Here is a 22,093-nt window from a genome sequence, read left to right on the forward strand (position 1 = left end):
ATTAGCATCATTGAGAATGCAATATTCAATGTGATTGATAGTTCTGACATGTTAAAACCACTCCTTTTGTTTAAGAATACCATCAGAAAACAGGGTGAAATACCATAGGTTATGAACACTTTTTGACTACAAAATGAACAATTTATGACTGTTGGTCTGATGAATTCACCATGATTGCAGCAACCTGCTTCAGACGGTCAAAAAATTGAATGGATGCTGCAGTATCAGATAGACCCACTTCTTCAAAGGCTTCTTTCATACACGTTAACCATGCATTAGCACGTGCAGGTGTAATCTCAAAGGGTAAATGTCGTTCTCGCATAGCGGGTGGGCCAAACTCATTACTATAAAGGATAGGTCCTCCTAAAAACTGCGTAAGAAATAGTGTTTGCTTTCTTTTGATTTCGTTTATATCCCCTTCAAACAGTGGACTTAGAATAGGGTTAGCATATACTTTAGGATAAAATGCGTTTACCAGTTGTGTAACAGTGTCAGCCCCACCAATTCGTTCATAAAGTGTTTCCAATACAGGATTCTTCACATCAATCACCACCGATTTAATTCGTTATATAAGTTACTATAGCAAGGAACATAGAAAAAAAGTGTGATTTGAATCACTTAATAACGAACTTAAGGAGTAATTAGATTTCTCATTTAAGATAATGTTTGTTATTATTATCTTATCCTTATTTTTATTACATAATGAAGCATAATAGGGGATAGAGTTAGAGGTATATAAATTTTTAGGAGAGTGAACTTTCTTGGCCGAATTGCCACTGAATACCATTATTTTGTTAGTTGTTTTAATATTTTTATCTGCTTTTTTTTCAGCTACAGAGACAGCGTTTTCAAGTGTGAACAAGATTAGATTAAAGAACTATATGGACGAAGGTCGCCGTGGCAGTAAAAAAGCTTATTTTATTACTGAAAACTTCGATAAAGCTTTATCAACCATATTAGTAGGAAATAATATTGTAAACATTGCGGCTGCTTCCATCTCTGCAGGAATAGCTACGCAATTGTTTCCTGGAAGTACGGGGTTATTAATAAGCACAATCATTATGACGATATTGATCCTCATTTTTGGTGAAGTTCTACCAAAATCATTTGCAAAGGAAAATGCGGAAAGCTTTTCTCTTGCTGTTGCAGGGATATTATTTCTGTTAATGAAGGTATTGACTCCAGTAACCTACTTATTTATTTTACTTAAAAAGGGAGCTTCCCGATTAATTAAAACTAAAAATGATTCTCCGGCCGTCACAGAGGAAGAAATCAAAGTTATGATTGACCTAAGTGAGGAAGAAGGAGTTATTGATTATAAAGAAAAAGAGTTAGTACATCGATCTTTAGATTTTAATGATATATTGGTTGGAGAAATTCTTACACCTCGTATTGATATGATTGCTGTTGAGGTGAATCATCCTGTTGAAGATATATTATCGATGTTTTTAGAGGAAAGATACTCAAGAGTTCCAGTCTATGAGGATAATATTGATAATATTATCGGAATCTTGTCTGAAAGAGAATTCTTAGCCAATCTTGTTCAAAAGAATGAAATTAACATTCGTGAATTAGTTCGAGATCCATTCTTCGTTGTTGAATCAATGAAAATCTCAATGTTATTACCGGAGTTACAAAAAAGTAAAACACATATGGCGATTGTAGTAGATGAGTTTGGTGGAACATCCGGACTTATTACCCTTGAAGATATACTTGAGGAAATCGTTGGTGAAATTTGGGATGAACATGATGAGAAAATAAAGAGCTTTACGAAGCTAGATGAAACTACATATGAATTTAATGCAGAAATTCCTCTTGATGAATTTATTAAAGTCATGAATGTCGAGGAACCAGAGAGTACGTATCATACATTAGGTGGTTGGATTTTCGAGTCTATTGAACGTGTGCCATCAAATGGTGAGCAATTTGACTATGTCAACTTAACCTTAACTGTAACTAAGGTTGAAAACCGTCGTATCCGCAAAATTCTTGTAAAAATAAATGAACAACCTGTTGAAGCTTAAGTAACAAGTAAAAAAAAGGGTAACCGTGTATCGGTTACCCTTTTTTTTATTGCACTAACTCATTCAATTCATGTGGTAGTCGTAGAGGTTTATCCGTTGCTTTATTATTCTTATACGAGTGAAATTGAAAAAGAGTTTCTTCAGGAGAACCTACATGAAGCTCAAGGATGTTACCAACGGTTCCGCCTTTTGTGTCTAATTTCATCGTAAGTCTGCCCATCTTTACCTCATACGTAGTAAAACGTAATCCTAATAGTTCTCTCGTCTTAAAAGAAGCTTCAGGGTGGGTAGCAATGAAAACGGCAAGATCCTCAATTGATAATGTTGGCTTTTGAAGCAATATATCAACCTTGTCTTTTACAGCATAAGATGTTTGGTCTAACGCTGCTTTTACATTTGTAACAATTTTTTTTAGTAAATCATTCATAGATAAATCTCCTAATTGGGCATATTTAAATGACGTTCTACTATATATAATAACCAACATCAATAAAATTTTACGTCTTTCTAGTCTTGTATATTTTTTATTGCATTTTGCTTTGCCTGCTCCCAGTAGTAAATTTGTGGGTAGCGGATATGGACTATATACTCATGAAAAAGGGTATAAGAGATAAAAGAAACAAGTTTCCAGTCAATTGCATCAAGCATATTACACAACCCCTTTCCTTTTTAATACTATATGGTGTTTTAAGTTTGTCTGATACATCTTTATTCCAAACACTTTAAATAGGCTCAAGTAGCATAAATCATATCAGGAGGGATACAGTTGAATTATAGGGAAGAAAGAGACACTTTAGGAATTGTTAGTGTCCCAGCAGATAAATACTGGGGGGCACAAACAGAGCGAAGTAGGCAAAACTTTGCCATAGGCGAAGAGAGAATGCCGATGGAGATGATTATTTCGTTTGCCATCGTAAAAAAGAGTGCAGCTATTGTGAACCATGAATTAGGAAAACTGCCTGAATCAAAGAAAAACTATATAGTGAAAGCAGCAGATGAAATTCTTTCAGGAAAAATGAATGAACACTTTCCACTCGTTGTTTGGCAAACAGGTAGTGGAACACAAACGAATATGAACGTAAATGAGGTTATCGCTTTTCGTGCTAATCAACTAGCTTCTGAAAATGGTGAATCACTTCTTATTCATCCGAATGATGATGTTAATATGTCTCAAAGCTCCAATGATACATTTCCAACAGCCATGCACATTGCAGCAATTGAGGCAATAGAACAGAGGCTGCAACCTGCAGTTCGTAAGATGAAAGAAGCAATAAAAGAGAAGCAGGTAAAGTTTGATGACATTATTAAAATAGGAAGAACACATCTGCAGGATGCAACACCATTAACAGTGGGGCAAGAACTGAGTGGTTGGATCGCTATGCTTTTAAAAACAGAAAAGATGTTAAGTGAAAGCAAGGAGTATTTGTTAGAGCTTGCAATCGGTGGAACAGCTGTTGGTACAGGGATTAATGCACATCCGGATTTCGGTAAATCAGTGTGTGAAAAAATAGCTGAATTTACAGGACATGAATTTGAAAGTGCACCGAATAAATTTCATGCGCTAACTAGTCATGATGAAATTGTTCATGTTCATGGCGCAATTAAAGCTCTTGCGGCAGATGTAATGAAAATAGCAAATGATATTCGCTGGCTCGCAAGTGGACCGAGAGCAGGAATTGGAGAATTTCTTATTCCGGCCAACGAACCGGGAAGCTCGATCATGCCTGGTAAAGTAAATCCCACGCAAAGTGAAGCATTAACGATGATTGTTAGTCAGATATTTGGAAATGATGCAACAATTGGTTTTGCAGCAAGTCAGGGGAATTTTCAACTGAATGTCTTTAAGCCTGTAATAATCTATAACTATCTCCAGTCTGTGCGATTATTATCAGATGGATTGCAATCCTTCACAAAAAATTGCATAGAGGGATTAGATATAAATAAAGAGGTTATTGAGAAAAATTTAATGAACTCACTAATGTTAGTTACAGCACTTAATCCACATATTGGCTATGAAAAGGCTGCGACTATCGCTAAGTTAGCCTATCAAGAAAACATCTCACTAAAAGATGCTGCAAAACAAAGTGGGATTTTGACTGAAGAAGAATTTGATTCATTTGTTAACCCGGCAAAAATGGTTGATCCAACAGAGTAAATAATTTCATCCACACAGAAAAGGTCCCAGGTTCATGCCTGGGACCTTTAAGCCATATTATGAAGTTTTTAATTATTGTTGTGGATAGCCGCCCATTTGTTGTTGAGCCATAGATACTAAACGCTTAGTGATTTCTCCACCAACTGAACCGTTAGCACGAGCAGTAGTGTCAGCACCAAGGTTTACACCGAACTCTTGAGCAATCTCATATTTCATTTGATCGATTGCTTGTTGTGCTCCTGCTACTAGTAATTGATTTGACGAATTGCTTCCTGATGTTTGGTTTGCCATTTGTAATTCATCTCCTCGAAAATTTTTTTGGTTTTGGTTGGGTTAGCTGGACTTGCACCAGCGAATGAATGTTGTTTTCATTGCCCCTTGGGCTTAACCCAATAACTTGTTTGATGTGTTTGTATGAATTATTGTGTTTCATTTTATATTTTTTATTCAACTTTTTTTGAAAAAAATTTTTGCTGGCTGGCTGGCTGCTTTGTTGCTTGCTTTGTTACTAAATAGTATGGAAAAAATAAAGTAAACTATTCAAAATAAACATCGGAAATTTATTCCAAGTTCATTTGATACATTAACTATAGAATTTAGTTGAAAACTACATATTAATAAAATGAATAAGGATGAGTATACAAATGAACATTTGTCCGTTATGTAATGGATTTGGAAGCAACCAAACCTACTCCTGTACTAACTGTGGTAATGAACTTGAAGATTCAGGTAGAGTCATTGATTACTTCGATGATTATAGTGCCTATATGGAAATTGATGATATGAAAAAAATCGATGGATATCCTACAACATTAAGTCAGCATGAATGCGCTCATCTTTTTTATTGCCCAAGCTGTCAAACACAAGAAGTAAAACTAATTAAAGAGTAAACATAAAAAAGTCGCCGGTTGGCGACTTTTTTTTATTTAGCGAATTCTTAATTCAGATTCAACATCAAAGAAATGAGATTTGTTCATGTCAAGTGCTAAATGAAGCTCCTGACCAGGCTTCACATCAGTACGAGAATCAACACGTGCGATAAACTCTTGACCCTCTACTTGAGAGTAAAGCATAGTTTCTGCACCCATTAACTCAGCAACTTCAACAGTTGCTGTAATCTTAGTTCCTTGTGAAGATTCTAAGAAGATAGGCTCATCATGAATATCCTCTGGACGAACTCCAAGAATTAGTTCTTTGTTTGCATAGCCTTTATCACGTAAGACTTTCATTTTTCCTTCAGGAACTGCAATAGAGATATTTCCAATAACAAATGAATTATCTTTTAACGTACCTCTAAAGAAGTTCATTGCAGGAGAACCGATAAATCCTGCTACGAAGATATTTTCTGGATTATCATACACCTCTTTCGGTGCACCTACTTGTTGAATAAGGCCATCTTTCATAACAACTAGTCTTGTAGCCATTGTCATTGCTTCTGTTTGGTCATGCGTAACATAGATTGTTGTTGTTTGCAGACGTTGGTGAAGCTTTGAGATTTCAGCACGCATTTGTACACGAAGCTTAGCATCAAGGTTTGATAAAGGTTCGTCCATTAAGAATACCTTCGCATCACGAACAATCGCACGACCTAATGCAACACGCTGGCGCTGACCACCTGATAATGCCTTAGGCTTACGATCGAGGTAGCTCTCTAAGCCAAGAATACGTGCAGCTTCTTTTACACGCTTATCTATTTCATCTTTAGAAAACTTACGAAGTTTTAGACCAAATGCCATATTATCATATACGTTCATATGTGGGTAAAGAGCGTAGTTCTGGAAAACCATTGCAATGTCACGATCTTTTGGAGCTACATCATTTACACGTTGCTCATCAATATAGAAGTCACCTTTAGAAATTTCCTCAAGGCCTGCAATCATACGAAGAGTCGTTGATTTACCACAACCAGATGGACCAACAAAGACGATAAATTCTTTATCTTTGATATGCAAATTAAAGTCTTCTACAGCTGTTACTTTGTTATCATAAATTTTATAAATATTTTCAAGTTTTAATTCAGCCATTCTTCATTACCTCCTAATATTGAAAGCGTTATTCTAAGACTAGAATAACGTATAACTAATCTCATAATAAACGTAAACTTGCACAAAAAAAGAGGAAGTGAAGTGGGCATGTTTACAAATCACTATCCTCAAAGTGCTTAATAAGTAGAATCGATAAATAAGCGGTTACTGCACCATTAAAATTTTTAATATCAATTCCGGTTTTTTCTATAAATTTATCGATTCGATATTGAAGGCTGTTTCTGTGCATATAGAGCTTTTTCGCTGCGAGTGTTACGTTTAAATTACTCTCTAAAAAAACTTTAATTGTTTCTAATTGTTCTTTTTCCTCATTAAACGTTTCCTCAATAATAAAAGAAATGTCATTTTTTGAGCTTTTATCTATGCTTTCAAGAATTACTAAAGGAATGATATCCTGAAGCGAAAACACTCTTTGTTTATGTAGATACTTAAATGCTATATTAAATCCATTTCTTTCAAAATGAAATTTAGACTGTAAATTGCTAGTTATTTCATACACGTTGCCTAAGAATAAATGAACATCTATATAAAAGTCACTTGCAAATATCTCGATGACGTCTTCTAAATTGTTATATTCAATCATGGAGTCTTGATTAATTTTTTCAATAAAAGTGCCTTGCTGTCCGTTTTCCCAAACAATAATAACCTCAGAAGGAAAAAGAGCCTTTACTGCTAGCTCAAAGTTTTGGAGATCAATGATTGGCTTACTGATTTTAAAGTGAACAAATCTACAACGATTAAAAGCGCTTTGAGGTATATCTGTGGCCTCTGTAGTGAAAAGAAACTGTGACCACAAGGATTGCTCTGTAGTTTGCGCATTTGACTCTAGTTCATAAAACTCAAAAAGAGTACTTAATAGGACAACTTCTTTTTCAGAAATAGCGTCCTTTTTGATGCCAAAATGGATTCCAGTATCTGAAATGAACCAGATGTAACTTGGATCTCCTCCTGAATTTGAGACTATGAAGGAATCCTTATAAAGGTTTTTAAGTTTTTCAATCATAAGCTTATTTTCCCCTCGAAAATGACCTGACCTTATTATACTAAAAAAAGAAGAGTGAAGCACTGTGCTTCACTCTCACATGAGAATTAGTTGTCTATGTCTGCAGGAGGCTCCTCCGGCTTTAAATCTCTAGCTTCTTCAATGTTGGCAACTTCATCCTTACGATGGACTGAGCCTCCAGACATCCCTTCGTTGATAAACCTGTCAACGTCTAGGAAGACCTTGTCTTTTCCTTCGTAAAGTAAGTCATCTTTAACTTCATCTTTTCTACTCATAGCAATGCTCCTCCCTTGTTCATCATCTATAGTGTGTGAAGGGAGAGGAGCTTGTTATTCATATACATGAAAAAGCATTAGTTCATGTATTTGAGATTTTAGCTGCTCTTCATATTCTGATGTCGGGAGTTCGCTACTCCACTCAATTTGTCCATCTTTATGATAGATGCCATGATACCCAGTACCTTTAAAGAAAAAGGAAAAGCGCCAACCAGGTATTTGTGTATTGTCAAATAAAGGCTTCCATTGAAAATGTGAAATCATTGATTATTTTCCTCCTAACAAGCTAGGGTGTGCTTGCCCTCATTATAAGGAGTTTGGTCAGATTTTCAAGACCTTTGTTTTTTATGGACCTTTCATCAAAAACCATTGGCTTAGAGTTTACCTCATAAATATAGTAATGATTATCCGCTGATTTTCCAAGATCAATAGAAAATTCACCAATAAAGGAATTTGTCTCTTTGGTTAATTGCTTCCCAATTTCATTAACGATCAAATCTATCTTTTCTTCATCTATCCTATGTTTGATTTGTTCATAAGGATAAATAGTTCCCCCATTAGGGATATGGGTTGTGATTTCTTGTTCTCCAGCCATTCTTACTCCAATCCCACTAACTTGATACTTTTCTGTAGCAACAGAATGTACTAAAAGGCGTAAGTCATATCGCTTTCCGTTAATCCTGTCAGACTGAATCGCTTGTTGAATGATATAAGGAGAACTGGCAGTATGTGAACGAATTGCTTCCCATAGATCGTTTAGATTAGCAAAAGAATGTTGATTACCCTTACTTAGAAGGAGGATTTCTCCAGAAGATTTAGAATCAATTTTGAAAATCCCTTTTCCTTTAGAACCTTCAGATGGTTTAATATAAACCTCTTTATAAATATGAAGCATTTCAATAAGTGCTTGAATGCTTGTTAATGATTTAGTTAAGGGTAAATGATGTCTGAGCTCCGGATTGTTCCAAAGCCAACGGAATGTGTTCCATTTAGAAAAAAAGAAGGGATTAAAGTATGGTATCGATTGCTTATGTAAAAATGCAAGCACATCTTGAAATGATTCAGCCTTTTCCATCTTTCTAAATGGAATTCGGTTATAAACTATATTGGGTAAAGGGGTTTCTGCTTTCACCCACTTACTAATACGATCAAAATAAATATATCCATTAAGTCCAGTTTCATGAAGGGAAGAAGGGGTAAATACAACACATAACGCTCCGCTACTTGATAAAGAATGGTGAAGCCTTAAAAAAGTACCAGGATTACCAATTAATTCATAATGCTCTCCTTCACCAGCAAGGACCCCAACAATTGGACCGACAACTTTTCCATTGACCGCTAAGTTAAAAGGGAGCAATTTCTCGTGTATGCTCCCTGAAAACGTTACTTCTAAAAAGTTATGTCCCCACTTAATTGAGTCTTCTGACTCATTTTGAACCCAACGACGAGTATACGGGTCATAATAAAGTTTAATTCTCATAATTGTAAAATTTCCTCAGGCTGCTTTATGGTTTTTTCGGTTAAAAATAGTGCATAAAGCAAGGAAAGTTGGCGGGAATGTAAGTCATTTTCCCTTAATTTAGGGTGCGAGAAAATCGAGCGTCCAGGTTTAGAATTGGCTTCAAATAACCAGATTTTATTGTCTTTGTCAATTCCAAGGTCAAAACCAATTTCTCCAATTGAACCTTTTATATGAAAATCAATAGCATGGCTAAGTCTTAATGCAGCTTGGTTTAAAGACTCAATTGCCTTAAAGCATTCTTTTTTATCTGGGAAGATTTCGTCAACCGTTTTAACGACACCACCATTATTTAGATGTGTAGTCACGCTCCCTCTACCCGCAATTTTGCCTGCGATAACACTAACCTTCCATTTGCCGTTCGCATCTTTATTTGTATGGACTCTAAAATCAATCGTTTTATGGTCAGAACGTTGTAATGAGATTCCTTGTTGTACGATATAATCTTTCAATTTTTTGTTTCTAAATAAATAATTTATGCACGATTCTAGGGAAGAAAACTTTTGAAGTCTGTTTGCATTTTTATCATCATTGTACCTACAGTAGTAAGCTCCTTCTTCCTTTGAATAAATAATTTGATAAACACCAAGTCCCAGGCTCCCATTAGCTGGTTTTAAATACACATGCTGATAAGTTGAGAGCATGAGTTCTATCCGCTCAAAGGTAGGATTAATGTACGTCTCAGGGAGGTAATGCGCAACAGATTTCTCTTTAATTAATAGCTGATGAATCTCCCATTTATTGAAGAAGCCAGGATTAAACCATGGAATTAAGTATTCTTCATGAAGCCTTTGCTTCACCTTTTTGAGTGCTCGATGGTTTTCAGTTCGTCTGTTGGGTAGTCTGTCATAGACAACATTCGGAAATGGCACTTCAACTTTTTCCCACCCATTCTTACGATAAAAATAGCCGGTAATTGTTCCTTGGTCCCAATTGATTTGATGGGCGCCAAACACAAACGTAAACACACCAACCGATTTTTCAACTGCAAGAAGCTTTGCAAAAAAGAGCGAGCGCTCACCAATCGGACGCAATCCAGAGTCGGTGAAACCAGCAGTAAAAATTCCAATAAGAGGACCTAAGAAAACTGTGTCTTCGTGAAAAATTATATGTGTTGGGCCTTCATTTGGAATGAGTAATGCATTATATAAATCCTCACTTACTAACACTTCATCTGTTGAACTCGTTTGGATTTCACAGTCAAGGGATAATGTACCAAAAGCTACCTTTGTTAGGCTTTGTGAGGTAGTTAAAGATTTGGGAAGAAACAGGGTGTTTTTACCCTTCTCTGACTTTATAAGTGGATAGGCTTTATTCATCTAATCAACTCCTTTTACTAGGGACTGCTTTTCAAGATATGCACTATATTGAAGTGGTGCTTTGTAAAGCTCATCAGCTTTACCTTCCTTAGAATGCAGAATGACCTTACGACCAGGTTTAGAATTTATATCTAAAATCCAAACACCACCATCTATGCCAAAACCGATATCAATTCCCAATTCAAATAAATTTAGAAATTCCCTTTCAAGTAGTTTAGGGACTTTATTAATAATTGTTGTTATACCATCCGTAAGAAGCGCTTGTTGCTGAACAGGCAAAGCATTTACCCAGTCATCGTATTTTAGAACCTCTGCCCCAGCATTAATATTAGATATGAGGTGATCCTTTAAGCCTCTTCGAATACCACGACCTTGTTCAATCCACTCTCCATTTTCGTTCTTTTGAAGAAGGATTCTTATATCAAAGGGGTGATTATCTACGTCTTGGAGAGGCAGCAATTGCTGACACATATAGTCACGTGAGGAAAGCAATTGATCCAGCCACTTGCTAAATTCACTTTTTGAAAGAAAGCTTTTAGTAATGAGTTTTTGATTTTTATGGGTCAAGGCTTCAACTTTTCCTTTTGTAACCATCAAGCCAATAATCCCTTTTCCTTGCGAACCATTTTTCGGTTTGAGGAGGAGTTTTTTATCTTTAATTAATTTATTTATAATTTTTGGCACAGAACTAGCTTTAATAGTTTTAGGTGTGTAAGCAGCTAACTCTTCGTCAGATCTTAGTACATTGTAAATTTCCCATTTATTTGGTAAACCCAACCCTATAAAGGTTGAATATGGACGATTTTTTAGCCAATTCATGATTGGTTGACTTCTTATCGAAAGAGGATCATCTCCGTAAAAGCAGCGATCATAAAGATACATCGGAATATCAAACACCGCTGTTTCCCAAACACCCGATTCATGGTTAAACTTTTCACCATGCACCTTCTCAGTAGCAGGGTCAATTGCTGTGGGGATAAACCGATAGACAATCGTATTTGAATCTGAATGTCTAGCGATTTCAGTTATATAGGTGTTTTCCTGGTTAGGATGGATCGTTATGAATCCAAAAGTTATCAATAGGGATCACTCCTTATGAGGGTAATTGGCTAAAAATAGGCAATGCTGAATAATTGCTTTTGCAGAAGGTCGTACTTTGCTTGAAAGATGATCTGGATCTTGATCTTTCGATGGTTTTGTATTGACTTCAATAACCCAAGGTTTCCCCTCCATATCAAGCGCGAGGTCAATTCCAAGTTCACCATAGATGCCTTGACAGGATAAGGAAATACTTTCAGCGACTTCAAGTGCTAATTCCATCATCAGCTTTTTAATGTGAACAGCGCGCTTTGAATCAAACGTTGTTGAAAGAATAGTGTTGAGCTTCATCAACTCTCCACCTCTAGCCAAGTTTGATACAAACTGTTCTTTGGATGACACCCTTGCAATAGCTGATGTGATTTTCCACTTATTCTCATTTGTTTTATGACAGAGAATTCGGAAGTCAAGTGGTCGATCATTGTACTGGAGGAGAGGAAGCCCTTGCTGTGCAATAAAAGCTTGTTGATTGAGACGTGACCGCAGTGATTGAAATAGGGAACGAATAGAATCATATTTTTGCTCGATTTCTCCTGAGAAGGATGTATAGTCAAGGAGATAATCAGATTCATGTTTTGTAATACGAAAGATTTTTCTTCCTTGACTCCCATGAATAGGTTTAAGAAAGATACATTCGTGAGTAACTAGCATTTCTTCTAAAATATTCATAGATAAAAGAATCTTTGTATCTGGAATAAAAGGTGTTAAATGCTCTTGAGTTATTAGGTATTCATGTACCTCCCATTTATTTAGAAAGTGATCATTGAAGTAGGGAATATTCATATTAGAAAGTTGGTCGGTGAATGTCTTAAAGGCTTCGGATTGTTCCCTTTTCCGTGAATGGATTCTGTTATGAATCACTTGTGGGTGAGGTACCTTAGACTTTATCCATTTTTTATTTTGAAAGATATATCCTTGCATAGAGTCCTTATTCCAGTCTTTGAAGGAAAAAACAAAAAAGAAAATACCATTTACAGTACAATATCTAGCCAATTCCTCGCAGAAGTCAGTGATAGAGCCCATTGATACAGATTCACTTTTATCTGAAATCTCGGTAAGCACACTAACAATCGGTCCTAACGTAAAATGGTTTTGTCTTTTCTCTTGCGTAATGGAAAGAAAGAATGGTAGTTCATTAGGTAAGTGTAAGGAATGTAAGAGTTCCTTAGTGCAATACATAATTAAATCTCTCTCTTTAATAGATACGAGTTGAACTTGACAACTATACCTACTACAGTTCAGATGTATTGTTTGATTAGGCTTTAGACCTAGCGATTCGATAAGCTTTTCACTTGCTTTTATTTCATAAGGTCGTAGGATGTTATCCTCAGTAAGAGGCCTTATTTCTAGCTGAATAGGATTCATCATTTGAAAACCTCATTTGCTGACTTGTAAAACAAGCTTTATAATTTAGTTGGATGGGATAATAAATCTTAACTATTTAGTTCTGCTGCAGGCACTCGCTTTCCGCGGGCGGTCTGTGAGCCTCCTCGGCGCTATGCGCCTGTGGGGTCTCACTTTGACGCGCTTCTCCTGCAGGAGTCTCGTGCCTTCCGCAGAAATAAACTAAGTATTAAATCAACCCTAACTTTTTACATGGTCTAAAAATAGGCGAATGCTGATAGGGTATCGTATGATATTGTTAGAGAAACTGTGAGTGAAAATATATTGTTTTGGATGGTGTGGAGGAATGAATGGATTTGTAATTGTGTTGTTTATGGCAGTGATTGGGGCAGCAATTGGGGGAGTGACGAACTCGTTAGCTATTAAAATGCTGTTTCGCCCGTATAAAGCAATTTATATTGGTGGCAAACGCCTGCCATTTACACCGGGATTGATTCCCAAAAGGAGAGAGGAATTAGCTACTCAACTTGGAAGAATGGTTGTAGACCATCTGCTTACCCCTGAAAGTATACGATCTAAATTTAGTGATCCTCGCTTTAAAGCAGAGATGGTGGAATGGGCTCAGGAGGAAGCAAACAAATTGTTAATCTCTGAAAAGACCCTAAATCAACTTGCCACTCAATTTGGAATGGATGAGTTAGATAACAAAATCAATGATAAAATTAAAGATTACATAGAGAAAAAATATGAACAAATTATGAGTGACCTGCGTGAAAAGGAGTTAAGTGAAGTTATACCAAGTGAGTTACTCGAAAAAGTGGATAGCAAAATTCCATCTCTATCTGAATATATCGCCCAAAAAGCAGTCGACTATTTTTCAAGTGCAGAGGGTAAAAGAAAAGTTGGCAGAATGATTGATGATTTTTTAGCAACACGAGGCATGCTTGGAAACATGGTACAGATGTTTCTTGGGAATGGAAGTTTGATTGATAAGGTTCAGCCTGAGATTATTAAATTCCTTAAAAATGACGGAACGAAGGAGCTTTTAACAACAATCCTTCAAAATGAGTGGGAGAAGATAAAAGCACTAAAGGCAAATGAACTTGAAGATAAGGTAGGTAGTAAACTAGTTGTCTCCATTTTACAGGACCAGGTGACCACACACTTGAATATTAGCCAATATTTAAATATGTCAGTTTCTGAGGTTGTGAGTCCTATTAGGGATAGAGTAATTGCAGAATGGATACCTACTGCTGTAGAAAAAACAGGTGAGTTAATTGCCTCACGGGTTGAGGAAATGATGGAAAGGTTACAGCTTGCTGAAATCGTTAAAAAGCAAGTTGAATCCTTTGCAGTGGATCGACTTGAGGACATGGTACTTTCGATTTCAAGGCGCGAATTTAAGATGATTACCTATTTAGGAGCACTGCTTGGTGGTATGATCGGAATCGTTCAAGGTATGATTGTACTCCTAATGTAATAGCTATAGTAGAAGACGGTGATATGGCTTATTGCTTACTATTTGAAGACGAGTTTGTTATAGTGGAGTAGTACCAAATTGATCGTTTACCAAAAGTTAGGAGGAAACTACTATGGCAGTTAACATGTATGATGTAGCATATGAAGTGGAAAAGGCAATTCGTGAGAGTGCGGAGTTCAAAAATTTAAGAAACATGTATGATGAGGTCAATGCAGATGAATCGGCTAAAACAATGTTCGAAAACTTCCGTAACATCCAATTAAACCTTCAACAAAAGCAAATGATGGGTGAAGATATTTCTCAAGAAGAAGTAGAACAAGCTCAAAAAATGGTAGCTTTAGTCCAACAACACGCGACTATCTCAAAGCTAATGGAAGCAGAACAACGCATGAGCATGACCATTACAGAACTAAACAAAATTATCATGGCTCCTTTAGAAGAACTTTATGGAAGCTTAGAAAATAAATAGTTTATTCAACCCCACATTCTTTTGTGGGGTTTTTATATAGGGTCCGAATAAGCTTAGGATTCTGACAGATTGAGGAAGGACCTCGTTCAACAAGTCCGAATAAGCTTAGGATTCGGACAGGTTGATGTAGATCCTCGTTCAACGAGTCCGAATAAGCTTGGGATTCGGACAGGTTGATGTATATCCTCGTTCAACAAGTCCGAATAAGCTTGGGATTCGGACAGGTTGATGTAGACCCTCGTTCAACGAATCCGAATCCCCTCTGATTATTTTATCTATAGAGTAGACCTAAGCGAAAAACTAAACCATGTTTTCTCTACTAATCTATTTTCAAGGTACCCTTGTTCTATTTCCCCCCCATGTCTCATATTCTTAGGATAAATACGTACATGAAGAAGATGAGAGGGGGAGCTATATGCAATATAGATTGCTGGCGATCAACATCGATGGTACTTTATTACGTTCTAATGGTCGGATTCAGAGTGCAACAAAAGAAGCAATAGAATTTGTGAGGAAAAAAGAAGTCTATGTAACACTAGTCACAAACAGAAACTTTCAATCAGCTAAAAAGATAGCAAAAGCCTTAAAACTTGATACACATATTATTACACATAATGGAGCTTTCATTGGCCAATCAATTGATAAACCCATCTATCAAAGCAGATTATCTGAGGAGAAAACCTTTAATCTTGTGCAGGTTTTAGAGAATTTTGACTGTAATATCCGCCTTGTACACGAAAGATTCTCGATTGGCACAAAAATGAAGGTGCCTGGAAATATGGTAGCAAAAGCGGTCTTGGGAACAGGAGAACCGCTTTTTTACCCGATGCAATTTGTGGAATCACTTGGCGATTACTTACTAGACCATCCTGTGGCACCACCGAAAGTGGAAGCATTTTTTCTAACAGAAGAAGAATGCAACCGCGCTAAAGAAACGATCGCGGATGCTTTTGATGATATTGCTGTCACTAGTGGAGATAAAATGAGATTAGAAATAATGCCAAAAGGAGTCTCCAAGTTAAGCGGGCTACAAATACTAGGAAAACAAGTAGGTGTTCCTTTATCTAAAACTGTTGTTATCGGGGATTCTGATGATGACATACCTATGATTGAAGCAGCAGGATTAGGTGTGGCCATGTGGAACTCATCAAAAGAAGTAAAGAAAGCCGCAAACTGGATTACGAGGTCAAATGATCAGAACGGTGTAGCCTATATGATAAAAGAGCACTTCAGAATGCAACAAAGAATGAATTTTATCCGCAATATGAAAATTGAAAAGTAAAATTGGTTAAAGACTGCCTAGTAGGAGAGCATTACCTACACTTGGGCAGTCTTTACTGTTGCTATTAAAAATAGTATTTTGTACACTTAAATAAGTCTTTTTTATAAAATCACAAGACGTTGAAAGGTGATTACATTGAAAATTTGTTTTCAAGGAATAAACGATGAGCGATTTCACCGCCCACTCAGCTTAATAACTGACCTGTTTTATGAGGAAAGTGAGCTTGCTTTTTCACAGGTAGAAAATCCAGACCTTTTCATAGATATCACACTTAATGATCATGGCACAACCATTTCTTCACATGCACGGTTAAGGGACATCCAAACTGGTAAAAAGTATGAATCGACTTTTAAACAGGATTTGTCTCATATTACGAGTGATAAAGAACGATTTAAACGTATCAAGCATTCCGTTTCGTATGTATACGTTACTGTTTTGCAGGAACTAACGGGTGTAACTCAACAGTGGGGAGTGTTAACTGGTATTCGACCTACGAAACTACTCCATAAACGACTTCACTCTGGCATGGATAAGGAAACGGCTCATCAGCAATTAAAAGATGAGTATTTAATTACAGATGAAAAAATGAACTTGATGCAGGAAATTGTAGACCGTCAGCTTGCAGTTGTTCCAGACTTATATGAGTTGAAAAATGAAGTGAGTATTTATATTGGTATTCCCTTTTGCCCAACGAAGTGTGCCTATTGTACATTTCCGGCTTATGCAATAAATGGACGCCAAGGCTCAGTAGACTCCTTTTTAGGTGGACTGCATTATGAAATCAGAGAAATCGGCCAATGGTTAAAGGAAAATGGTATTAAGATTACAACCGTTTATTACGGTGGTGGCACACCGACTAGTATTACGGCAGAAGAAATGGATATGTTGTATGAAGAAATGTATCAATCTTTCCCTGATGTCGATAAAATAAGAGAAATTACAGTTGAAGCAGGAAGACCAGATACGATTACTCCTGAGAAGCTGGAAGTTCTAAATAAGTGGAACATAGACCGAATCAGTATAAATCCACAATCATATATCCAAGAAACCTTAAAGGCAATTGGACGTCATCATACGGTTGAAGAAACGATTGAAAAGTTCCATTTAGCTCGAAAAATGGGAATGAACAATATTAATATGGATTTGATTATCGGCTTACCAGGAGAAGGTGTCGAGGAGTTCAACCATACGCTTAGTGAAACAGAAAAGCTCATGCCAGAATCCTTAACCGTTCATACACTATCTTTTAAACGTGCTTCAGAAATGACAAAAAATAAAGAGAAATATAAGGTTGCAGGTAGAGAAGAAATTGGTCAAATGATGGATCATGCAACAAAATGGACCAAGGCCCATAACTATGCTCCGTATTATTTATACCGTCAAAAAAATATTCTAGGTAACCTTGAGAATGTTGGTTATGCCATTCCAGGTCAAGAAAGCATCTATAATATTATGATCATGGAGGAGCAGCAATCCATTATTGGATTAGGCTGTGGTGCATCTAGTAAATTTGTGGATCCAAACACAGGTAAAATTACACGCTTCGCCAACCCAAAAGATCCTAAATCTTATAACGATGGCTTCATTCATTACACTGAAGAAAAGATTAAAATATTAGATGAACTATTTCAAACAAAAAAGTGGTCTCAGGCACGTGCCTAGGACCACTTATTTTTTTTATATACACTTGTGATAAGGATGTAGCCAAGTATTACTCCAGATGTTTTATATGTAGAAACCTCTGTTAATAAATATCCCAGGTGAGATGGTAGTCTTAAAAATTGAAAATAAAAATGAAAGATAAAATAGAGAGTAAAATAAAGAGCTGGAAGCCCCATGAAAATCAACTTTACATAATTAATTCTCCATCTACCACCTTTTTCTTTCTCTTTTATAAGGTAAGGTACCCCCAACATTAATCCCATTGGTATAAATAGTAATAGTCTATAAATAGTCCATGGAAACAGACTGAAACTTTCTGTGGCAATTTGCTTTAGCAAAACATCAACATAACTAGTAAAAAGTAGCATACCAAATAAAAGGACAGAGTATAAAATATAATAGCTTACCTTTGTTTTAATTTCTATCACCCCCTCGTGCTTAAAACCTTCTATATTTCTATGTTTCTATACTCTTTAACATTCCCCCCCATAAGCCCTAATTAAGAAAGACATAATAAAGTTAACTTCGACGTATTTTTAGTAGTAGAACATTTTAGAGGAGGTAAGATATGTCAAATCAGTTGAAGCAATTTTTACTGTCACAGTTGGCTGCTTGTCATGATGAAGAGGGGTGGTTTGTTCCACTACATAAGTCTTTGGATGGGCTAACAGCAAAAGATGCTTTGTGGAAAGAAGACCTAAACTCCAATTCAATTTGGGGAATTGTTTCGCATCTAACATTCTGGAACCAGCGGTATTTGCATCGATTTTTAGAAAAACCTTTATCTGAAGAAAATATAGATAACACCGAAACCTTTAGTGAGCCAGAACATGAATCAATGGAAGTGGAATGGTTTTCAGAAGTTGTAAAAACCCTGGCTGTTATGTCAGAATGGCGGGAAGCTATAAAGCTATGTGATCCTGTAAAATTAATGGGTCCTGTCAGAGAGAATTCGGATGAACCCTGGCTAAATACAATTGCACACATTAACATTCACAATGCCTATCATATTGGTCAAATTGTCCAAATTAGAAAGGTACAGGGAACCTGGAATATAAATGTATAGCCGATTAGTTTACGAATAATTCGGAATATTAGAAGGATTTTTAATGCTATATGATGAATTATTTTAACTAACTAGAAAGTAACTTTGAATTCAAAGTTACTTACTTCATTTATGAAAACGTTTTCCAACTGGGTAGTGAAAGGGGAGAAAGTCGTGACTGCACGTTATTTACAAGAGGAACATCACATTTTTCGGGATGCCTTTCGAAAATTTTTAGAAAAAGAAGCATATCCCTACTATAATGATTGGGAAAAACAAGGACTGATACCACGTGAATTTTGGACGAAAATGGGGGACAATGGATTCCTTTGTCCATGGGTAGAAGAACAATATGGTGGCTTAGGCGCAGATTTCGGTTACTCAGTTGTAATTAGCGAGGAACTTGAAAAAGTTGGTTCAAGCACGATTGGAATTACACTACATAATGATATTGTTGTTCCATATCTACAAATCTATGGGAATGAAGAACAAAAGAAGAAGTGGCTTCCAAAATGCATCTCGGGTGAATTTATTACAGCAATAGCCATGACAGAACCCGGAGCAGGTTCAGATCTAGCAGGTGTAAAAACGTCAGCTGTATTAGAGGGAGAGCATTATATCGTAAATGGCCAAAAAACATTTATAACAAATGGTATCCTTGCTGATTTAATTGTAGTTGTTTGTAAAACGAACCTAAAAGAAAGACATAAAGGAATTAGTCTTCTTGTTATCGAGAGAGACACTCCTGGATTTTCTAGAGGTAGAAAGCTTGAAAAAGTAGGCCTTCATTCTCAGGATACAGCTGAACTAATTTTTGAGGATGCAAAGGTTCCAGCTTCTAATCTATTAGGAGAAGAAGGCAAAGGATTTTATTATCTAATGGAACAACTGCAGCAGGAACGCTTATTAGTTGCAATATCAGCACAAACTGCTGCTGAAGTTATGCTTAAGCAAACACTTACTTATGTGAAGGAAAGACAAGCGTTTGGTCAATCGATTAGTAAATTCCAAACAGTTCAGTTTAGACTTGCCGAAATGGCAACAGAAGTCGAAATTGGTCGGACATTTCTAGATGAATTAATAGAACAGCATATAGCAGGCAAGGATGTAGTCACAAAGGTATCAATGGCAAAGTATTGGATTACCGATATGGCCAAAAAAGTAGCAAATGAATGCATGCAATTACATGGTGGCTATGGATATATGGAAGAATACGAGATTGCAAGACGCTATCGGGATATTCCAGTTTCCGCGATTTATGCAGGAACAAATGAAATCATGAAAACAATTATCGCAAAAAATATGGGGCTTTAACTCCCTTTGGGAGATTCAATTGATAAAATCACAAAAAAATAGTATTTGGGAGATGATCTATTATGATGAATGTACCTTTATTAGTTCCAACAATGCTAGAGCGTGCAGAAAAGTTTTTCCCGAAAAAACAAGTGATTTCAAGAACTGCTGAAGGAAAGAAAACCCATACGTACAAAGAAATTGGTGAGAGAACAAGACGTTTAGCCAGTGCCCTGGAGAAACTGGGAGTGAAGAAGGGCGAACGAGTTGGAACGATTGCTTGGAACCATCACCGACACCTTGAAAGCTATTTTGCGATTCCTGGGATAGGGGCTGTCTTACATACAATTAATATTCGATTAGCCCCAAACCATATTTCCTATATTGTCAATCATGCGGAGGACCAGGTGCTACTTATTGATGAAGATCTACTACCATTAGTAGAAAGTGTAAAGGATGAGTTATCAACGGTAAAAGCGTTCGTTATCATGACTGAAAAGGATAGCCTTCCTGAAACAAGACTTCAGCCTGTCTATCATTATGAAGAACTGTTAAAAGAGGGTAATCCTAGTTTTGAATTTGTAACAGACATTGACGAAAATGAACCAGCAGGTATGTGCTATACATCTGCAACAACGGGCAATCCAAAGGGTGTCGTTTACTCTCACCGAGGTATTGTTCTACACAGTATGGCGTTAGGGCTAGCTGATTGTTCAGGGTTATCTGAAAACGATGTTTCCATGCCGGTTGTTCCAATGTTCCATGTAAATGCATGGGGTATGCCTTTTGCTGCAACATGGTTTGGTACAACACAGGTTATGCCTGGCCCATATTTCACGCCTAAAATTATTGCAGAGTTAATCCAATCAGAGAAGGTAACCATATCCGCTGGAGTTCCAACAATATGGCTAGGGTTATTAAATGAATTGGAGCAAGGAAACTACGATACTAGTAGTATTACACGTATTTTATGCGGAGGGTCAGCTGCTCCAAAAGGAATGATTAAAGCCTTTGAAACAAAATATAAAATTCCTTTTGTTCATGCTTATGGAATGACGGAAACAAGTCCACTTGTGGTCCTTTCAAGACTAAAGAGCTATCAAGAAAATTTATCAGATGAAGAACGATTGGATATACGTTCTAAGCAGGGGTCCTTGGTACCTGGTGTTGAGATGAAAGTCATTGGTAAAGATGGTGACGTGGCTTGGGATGGGCAGGAAATGGGCGAGTTATTACTTCGTGGACCATGGATTGCAAGTGAGTATTATAAAGACGAACGCACAACCGATGCTTTTAGAGATGGATGGTTATACACAGGGGATGTTGTAACAGTTGATGAAGAGGGAATCATCAAAATCGTTGACCGCACGAAAGATTTAGTGAAGAGTGGTGGTGAATGGATTTCCTCTGTGGATTTAGAAAATGCATTAATGGCGCATGAAGCTATTTTTGAGGCTGCGGTTATAGCTGTTCCACATGAACAGTGGCAGGAGCGACCAATTGCTTGCGTAGTTCTAAAAGATGCTTACAAAGAAAAGGTAACAAAAGAAGAAATTTATGATTTCCTAAAACCACAATTTGCAAAATGGTGGCTACCAGATGATATCCTTTTCTTAGATACGATTCCTAAAACATCCGTAGGGAAGTTCTTAAAAAGAGCTCTACGTGACCAGCTTAAGGAGCATTTAACGACACAAGCATAAACGACTAATCCTCAGTGAAACCTGACTTTAGGGATCACTGAGGTTTATGTTTTATTGTAGATGAGGAAAGAACTGTTGGAGGGTTCATAAATGAATTTATGTGACCTAGAAATGGCATTAACGCTTATAAGAGGGTTCATAAATGGATTTATGTGACCTCAGAAGAGCACAAACGCTAAAAAGAGTGTTCATAAATGGATTTATGTGACCTCAGAAGAGCATAAACGCTAAAAAGAGGGTTCATAAATGGATTTATGTGACCTCAGAAGAGCATAAACGCTAAAAAGAGGGTTCATAAATGGATTTATGTGACCTCGAAGTGGCATAAACGCTAAAAAGAGGGTTCATAAATGGATTTATGTGACCTAAGAAGGGCA

General features: G+C 36.7%; 23 protein-coding genes. 10 read left to right on the forward strand and 13 right to left on the reverse strand.

The window, feature by feature from the left end; genetic code table 11:
* Positions 1 to 142: 142 nt before the first annotated feature.
* Positions 143 to 541, reverse strand: coding sequence for a globin domain-containing protein (locus J2Z26_RS01455; RefSeq protein WP_319638000.1), 399 nt, complete (start codon positions 539 to 541; stop codon positions 143 to 145).
* Positions 542 to 761: 220 nt separating this feature from the next.
* Here J2Z26_RS01455 and J2Z26_RS01460 point away from each other — a divergent pair, with 220 nt between their 5' ends.
* A complete protein-coding gene (locus J2Z26_RS01460; protein ID WP_193534279.1) occupies positions 762 to 2,024 on the forward strand; it encodes a hemolysin family protein in 1,263 nt (420 codons plus the stop codon).
* Between the two features lie 46 nt (positions 2,025 to 2,070).
* On the opposite strand, the gene J2Z26_RS01465 is transcribed toward J2Z26_RS01460, so the two are convergent.
* Entirely contained in the window at positions 2,071 to 2,451 is a 381-nt protein-coding gene (locus J2Z26_RS01465; protein ID WP_193534278.1) for a hypothetical protein, read from the reverse strand.
* A gap of 80 nt (positions 2,452 to 2,531) precedes the next feature.
* Positions 2,532 to 2,672, reverse strand: a complete 141-nt coding sequence (locus J2Z26_RS01470; RefSeq protein ID WP_193534277.1) for a hypothetical protein — start codon at positions 2,670 to 2,672, stop codon at positions 2,532 to 2,534.
* Positions 2,673 to 2,790: 118 nt separating this feature from the next.
* Between J2Z26_RS01470 and fumC the strand changes: the two genes are divergently transcribed.
* Positions 2,791 to 4,179, forward strand: a complete 1,389-nt coding sequence (fumC, locus tag J2Z26_RS01475) for a class II fumarate hydratase (protein WP_193534276.1) — start codon at positions 2,791 to 2,793, stop codon at positions 4,177 to 4,179.
* Positions 4,180 to 4,251: 72 nt separating this feature from the next.
* Here the strand turns inward: fumC and J2Z26_RS01480 are convergent, their stop codons facing one another.
* The gene (locus J2Z26_RS01480) at positions 4,252 to 4,470 is read right to left on the reverse strand and encodes an alpha/beta-type small acid-soluble spore protein (protein WP_193534275.1); all 219 of its coding nucleotides are present in this window, start codon (positions 4,468 to 4,470) and stop codon (positions 4,252 to 4,254) included.
* 353 nt (positions 4,471 to 4,823) lie between these two features.
* Between J2Z26_RS01480 and J2Z26_RS01485 the strand changes: the two genes are divergently transcribed.
* Positions 4,824 to 5,069 (forward strand): hypothetical protein, encoded by a 246-nt coding sequence (locus J2Z26_RS01485; RefSeq protein WP_193534274.1) that lies wholly within the window; start codon positions 4,824 to 4,826, stop codon positions 5,067 to 5,069.
* 36 nt (positions 5,070 to 5,105) lie between these two features.
* Here J2Z26_RS01485 and J2Z26_RS01490 read toward each other — a convergent pair whose 3' ends face one another.
* The 8 genes from J2Z26_RS01490 to J2Z26_RS01525 all read right to left on the reverse strand — a co-directional run bounded on the left by J2Z26_RS01490 (position 5,106) and on the right by J2Z26_RS01525 (position 12,806).
* Positions 5,106 to 6,203: an ABC transporter ATP-binding protein gene (locus J2Z26_RS01490; protein ID WP_193534273.1), complete on the reverse strand. Its 1,098-nt coding sequence runs from the start codon at positions 6,201 to 6,203 to the stop codon at positions 5,106 to 5,108.
* Positions 6,204 to 6,315: 112 nt separating this feature from the next.
* A complete protein-coding gene (locus tag J2Z26_RS01495) occupies positions 6,316 to 7,227 on the reverse strand; it encodes a PucR family transcriptional regulator (RefSeq protein WP_193534272.1) in 912 nt (303 codons plus the stop codon).
* 86 nt (positions 7,228 to 7,313) lie between these two features.
* Positions 7,314 to 7,502 (reverse strand): hypothetical protein, encoded by a 189-nt coding sequence (locus J2Z26_RS01500; protein ID WP_193534271.1) that lies wholly within the window; start codon positions 7,500 to 7,502, stop codon positions 7,314 to 7,316.
* Positions 7,503 to 7,556: 54 nt separating this feature from the next.
* Positions 7,557 to 7,766, reverse strand: coding sequence for a YheE family protein (locus J2Z26_RS01505; RefSeq protein WP_193534270.1), 210 nt, complete (start codon positions 7,764 to 7,766; stop codon positions 7,557 to 7,559).
* Positions 7,767 to 7,788: 22 nt separating this feature from the next.
* Entirely contained in the window at positions 7,789 to 8,982 is a 1,194-nt protein-coding gene (locus J2Z26_RS01510) for a YheC/YheD family endospore coat-associated protein (protein ID WP_193534269.1), read from the reverse strand.
* Positions 8,979 to 10,340: a YheC/YheD family endospore coat-associated protein gene (locus J2Z26_RS01515; protein WP_193534268.1), complete on the reverse strand. Its 1,362-nt coding sequence runs from the start codon at positions 10,338 to 10,340 to the stop codon at positions 8,979 to 8,981. The genes J2Z26_RS01510 and J2Z26_RS01515 overlap by 4 nt, the downstream gene beginning before the upstream one ends.
* Positions 10,341 to 11,420: a YheC/YheD family endospore coat-associated protein gene (locus tag J2Z26_RS01520; protein ID WP_193534267.1), complete on the reverse strand. Its 1,080-nt coding sequence runs from the start codon at positions 11,418 to 11,420 to the stop codon at positions 10,341 to 10,343.
* 6 nt (positions 11,421 to 11,426) lie between these two features.
* Positions 11,427 to 12,806 (reverse strand): YheC/YheD family endospore coat-associated protein, encoded by a 1,380-nt coding sequence (locus J2Z26_RS01525; protein ID WP_193534266.1) that lies wholly within the window; start codon positions 12,804 to 12,806, stop codon positions 11,427 to 11,429.
* 322 nt (positions 12,807 to 13,128) lie between these two features.
* Here J2Z26_RS01525 and J2Z26_RS01530 point away from each other — a divergent pair, with 322 nt between their 5' ends.
* The 4 genes from J2Z26_RS01530 to J2Z26_RS01545 all read left to right on the forward strand — a co-directional run bounded on the left by J2Z26_RS01530 (position 13,129) and on the right by J2Z26_RS01545 (position 17,675).
* Positions 13,129 to 14,262, forward strand: a complete 1,134-nt coding sequence (locus J2Z26_RS01530; protein ID WP_193534265.1) for a DUF445 domain-containing protein — start codon at positions 13,129 to 13,131, stop codon at positions 14,260 to 14,262.
* A gap of 112 nt (positions 14,263 to 14,374) precedes the next feature.
* A complete protein-coding gene (locus J2Z26_RS01535; RefSeq protein WP_193534264.1) occupies positions 14,375 to 14,731 on the forward strand; it encodes a YlbF/YmcA family competence regulator in 357 nt (118 codons plus the stop codon).
* 415 nt (positions 14,732 to 15,146) lie between these two features.
* Positions 15,147 to 16,013, forward strand: coding sequence for a Cof-type HAD-IIB family hydrolase (locus tag J2Z26_RS01540; RefSeq protein ID WP_193534263.1), 867 nt, complete (start codon positions 15,147 to 15,149; stop codon positions 16,011 to 16,013).
* A gap of 135 nt (positions 16,014 to 16,148) precedes the next feature.
* Positions 16,149 to 17,675, forward strand: coding sequence for a coproporphyrinogen III oxidase (locus tag J2Z26_RS01545; protein ID WP_193534262.1), 1,527 nt, complete (start codon positions 16,149 to 16,151; stop codon positions 17,673 to 17,675).
* Here the strand turns inward: J2Z26_RS01545 and J2Z26_RS01550 are convergent.
* Complete coding sequence (locus tag J2Z26_RS01550; protein ID WP_193534261.1) at positions 17,672 to 18,103, reverse strand: hypothetical protein; 432 nt, start codon at positions 18,101 to 18,103, stop codon at positions 17,672 to 17,674. The two genes, J2Z26_RS01545 and J2Z26_RS01550, sit on opposite strands and share 4 nt — an antisense overlap.
* Before the next feature lie 140 nt (positions 18,104 to 18,243).
* On the opposite strand from J2Z26_RS01550, the gene J2Z26_RS01555 reads away from it, so the two are divergent.
* From J2Z26_RS01555 to J2Z26_RS01565, 3 genes are all read left to right on the forward strand, one after another.
* Positions 18,244 to 18,741: a DinB family protein gene (locus tag J2Z26_RS01555; protein WP_193534260.1), complete on the forward strand. Its 498-nt coding sequence runs from the start codon at positions 18,244 to 18,246 to the stop codon at positions 18,739 to 18,741.
* Between the two features lie 153 nt (positions 18,742 to 18,894).
* Positions 18,895 to 20,034 (forward strand): acyl-CoA dehydrogenase family protein, encoded by a 1,140-nt coding sequence (locus tag J2Z26_RS01560; RefSeq protein WP_193534259.1) that lies wholly within the window; start codon positions 18,895 to 18,897, stop codon positions 20,032 to 20,034.
* A gap of 62 nt (positions 20,035 to 20,096) precedes the next feature.
* Positions 20,097 to 21,716, forward strand: a complete 1,620-nt coding sequence (locus tag J2Z26_RS01565) for a long-chain fatty acid--CoA ligase (protein WP_193534258.1) — start codon at positions 20,097 to 20,099, stop codon at positions 21,714 to 21,716.
* The last annotated feature ends 377 nt before the right edge of the window (positions 21,717 to 22,093 follow it).

Origin of the sequence: Cytobacillus luteolus (assembly GCF_017873715.1) — a bacterium.
Taxonomy (GTDB): Bacteria; Bacillota; Bacilli; order Bacillales; family Bacillaceae_L; genus Bacillus_BV; species Bacillus_BV luteola.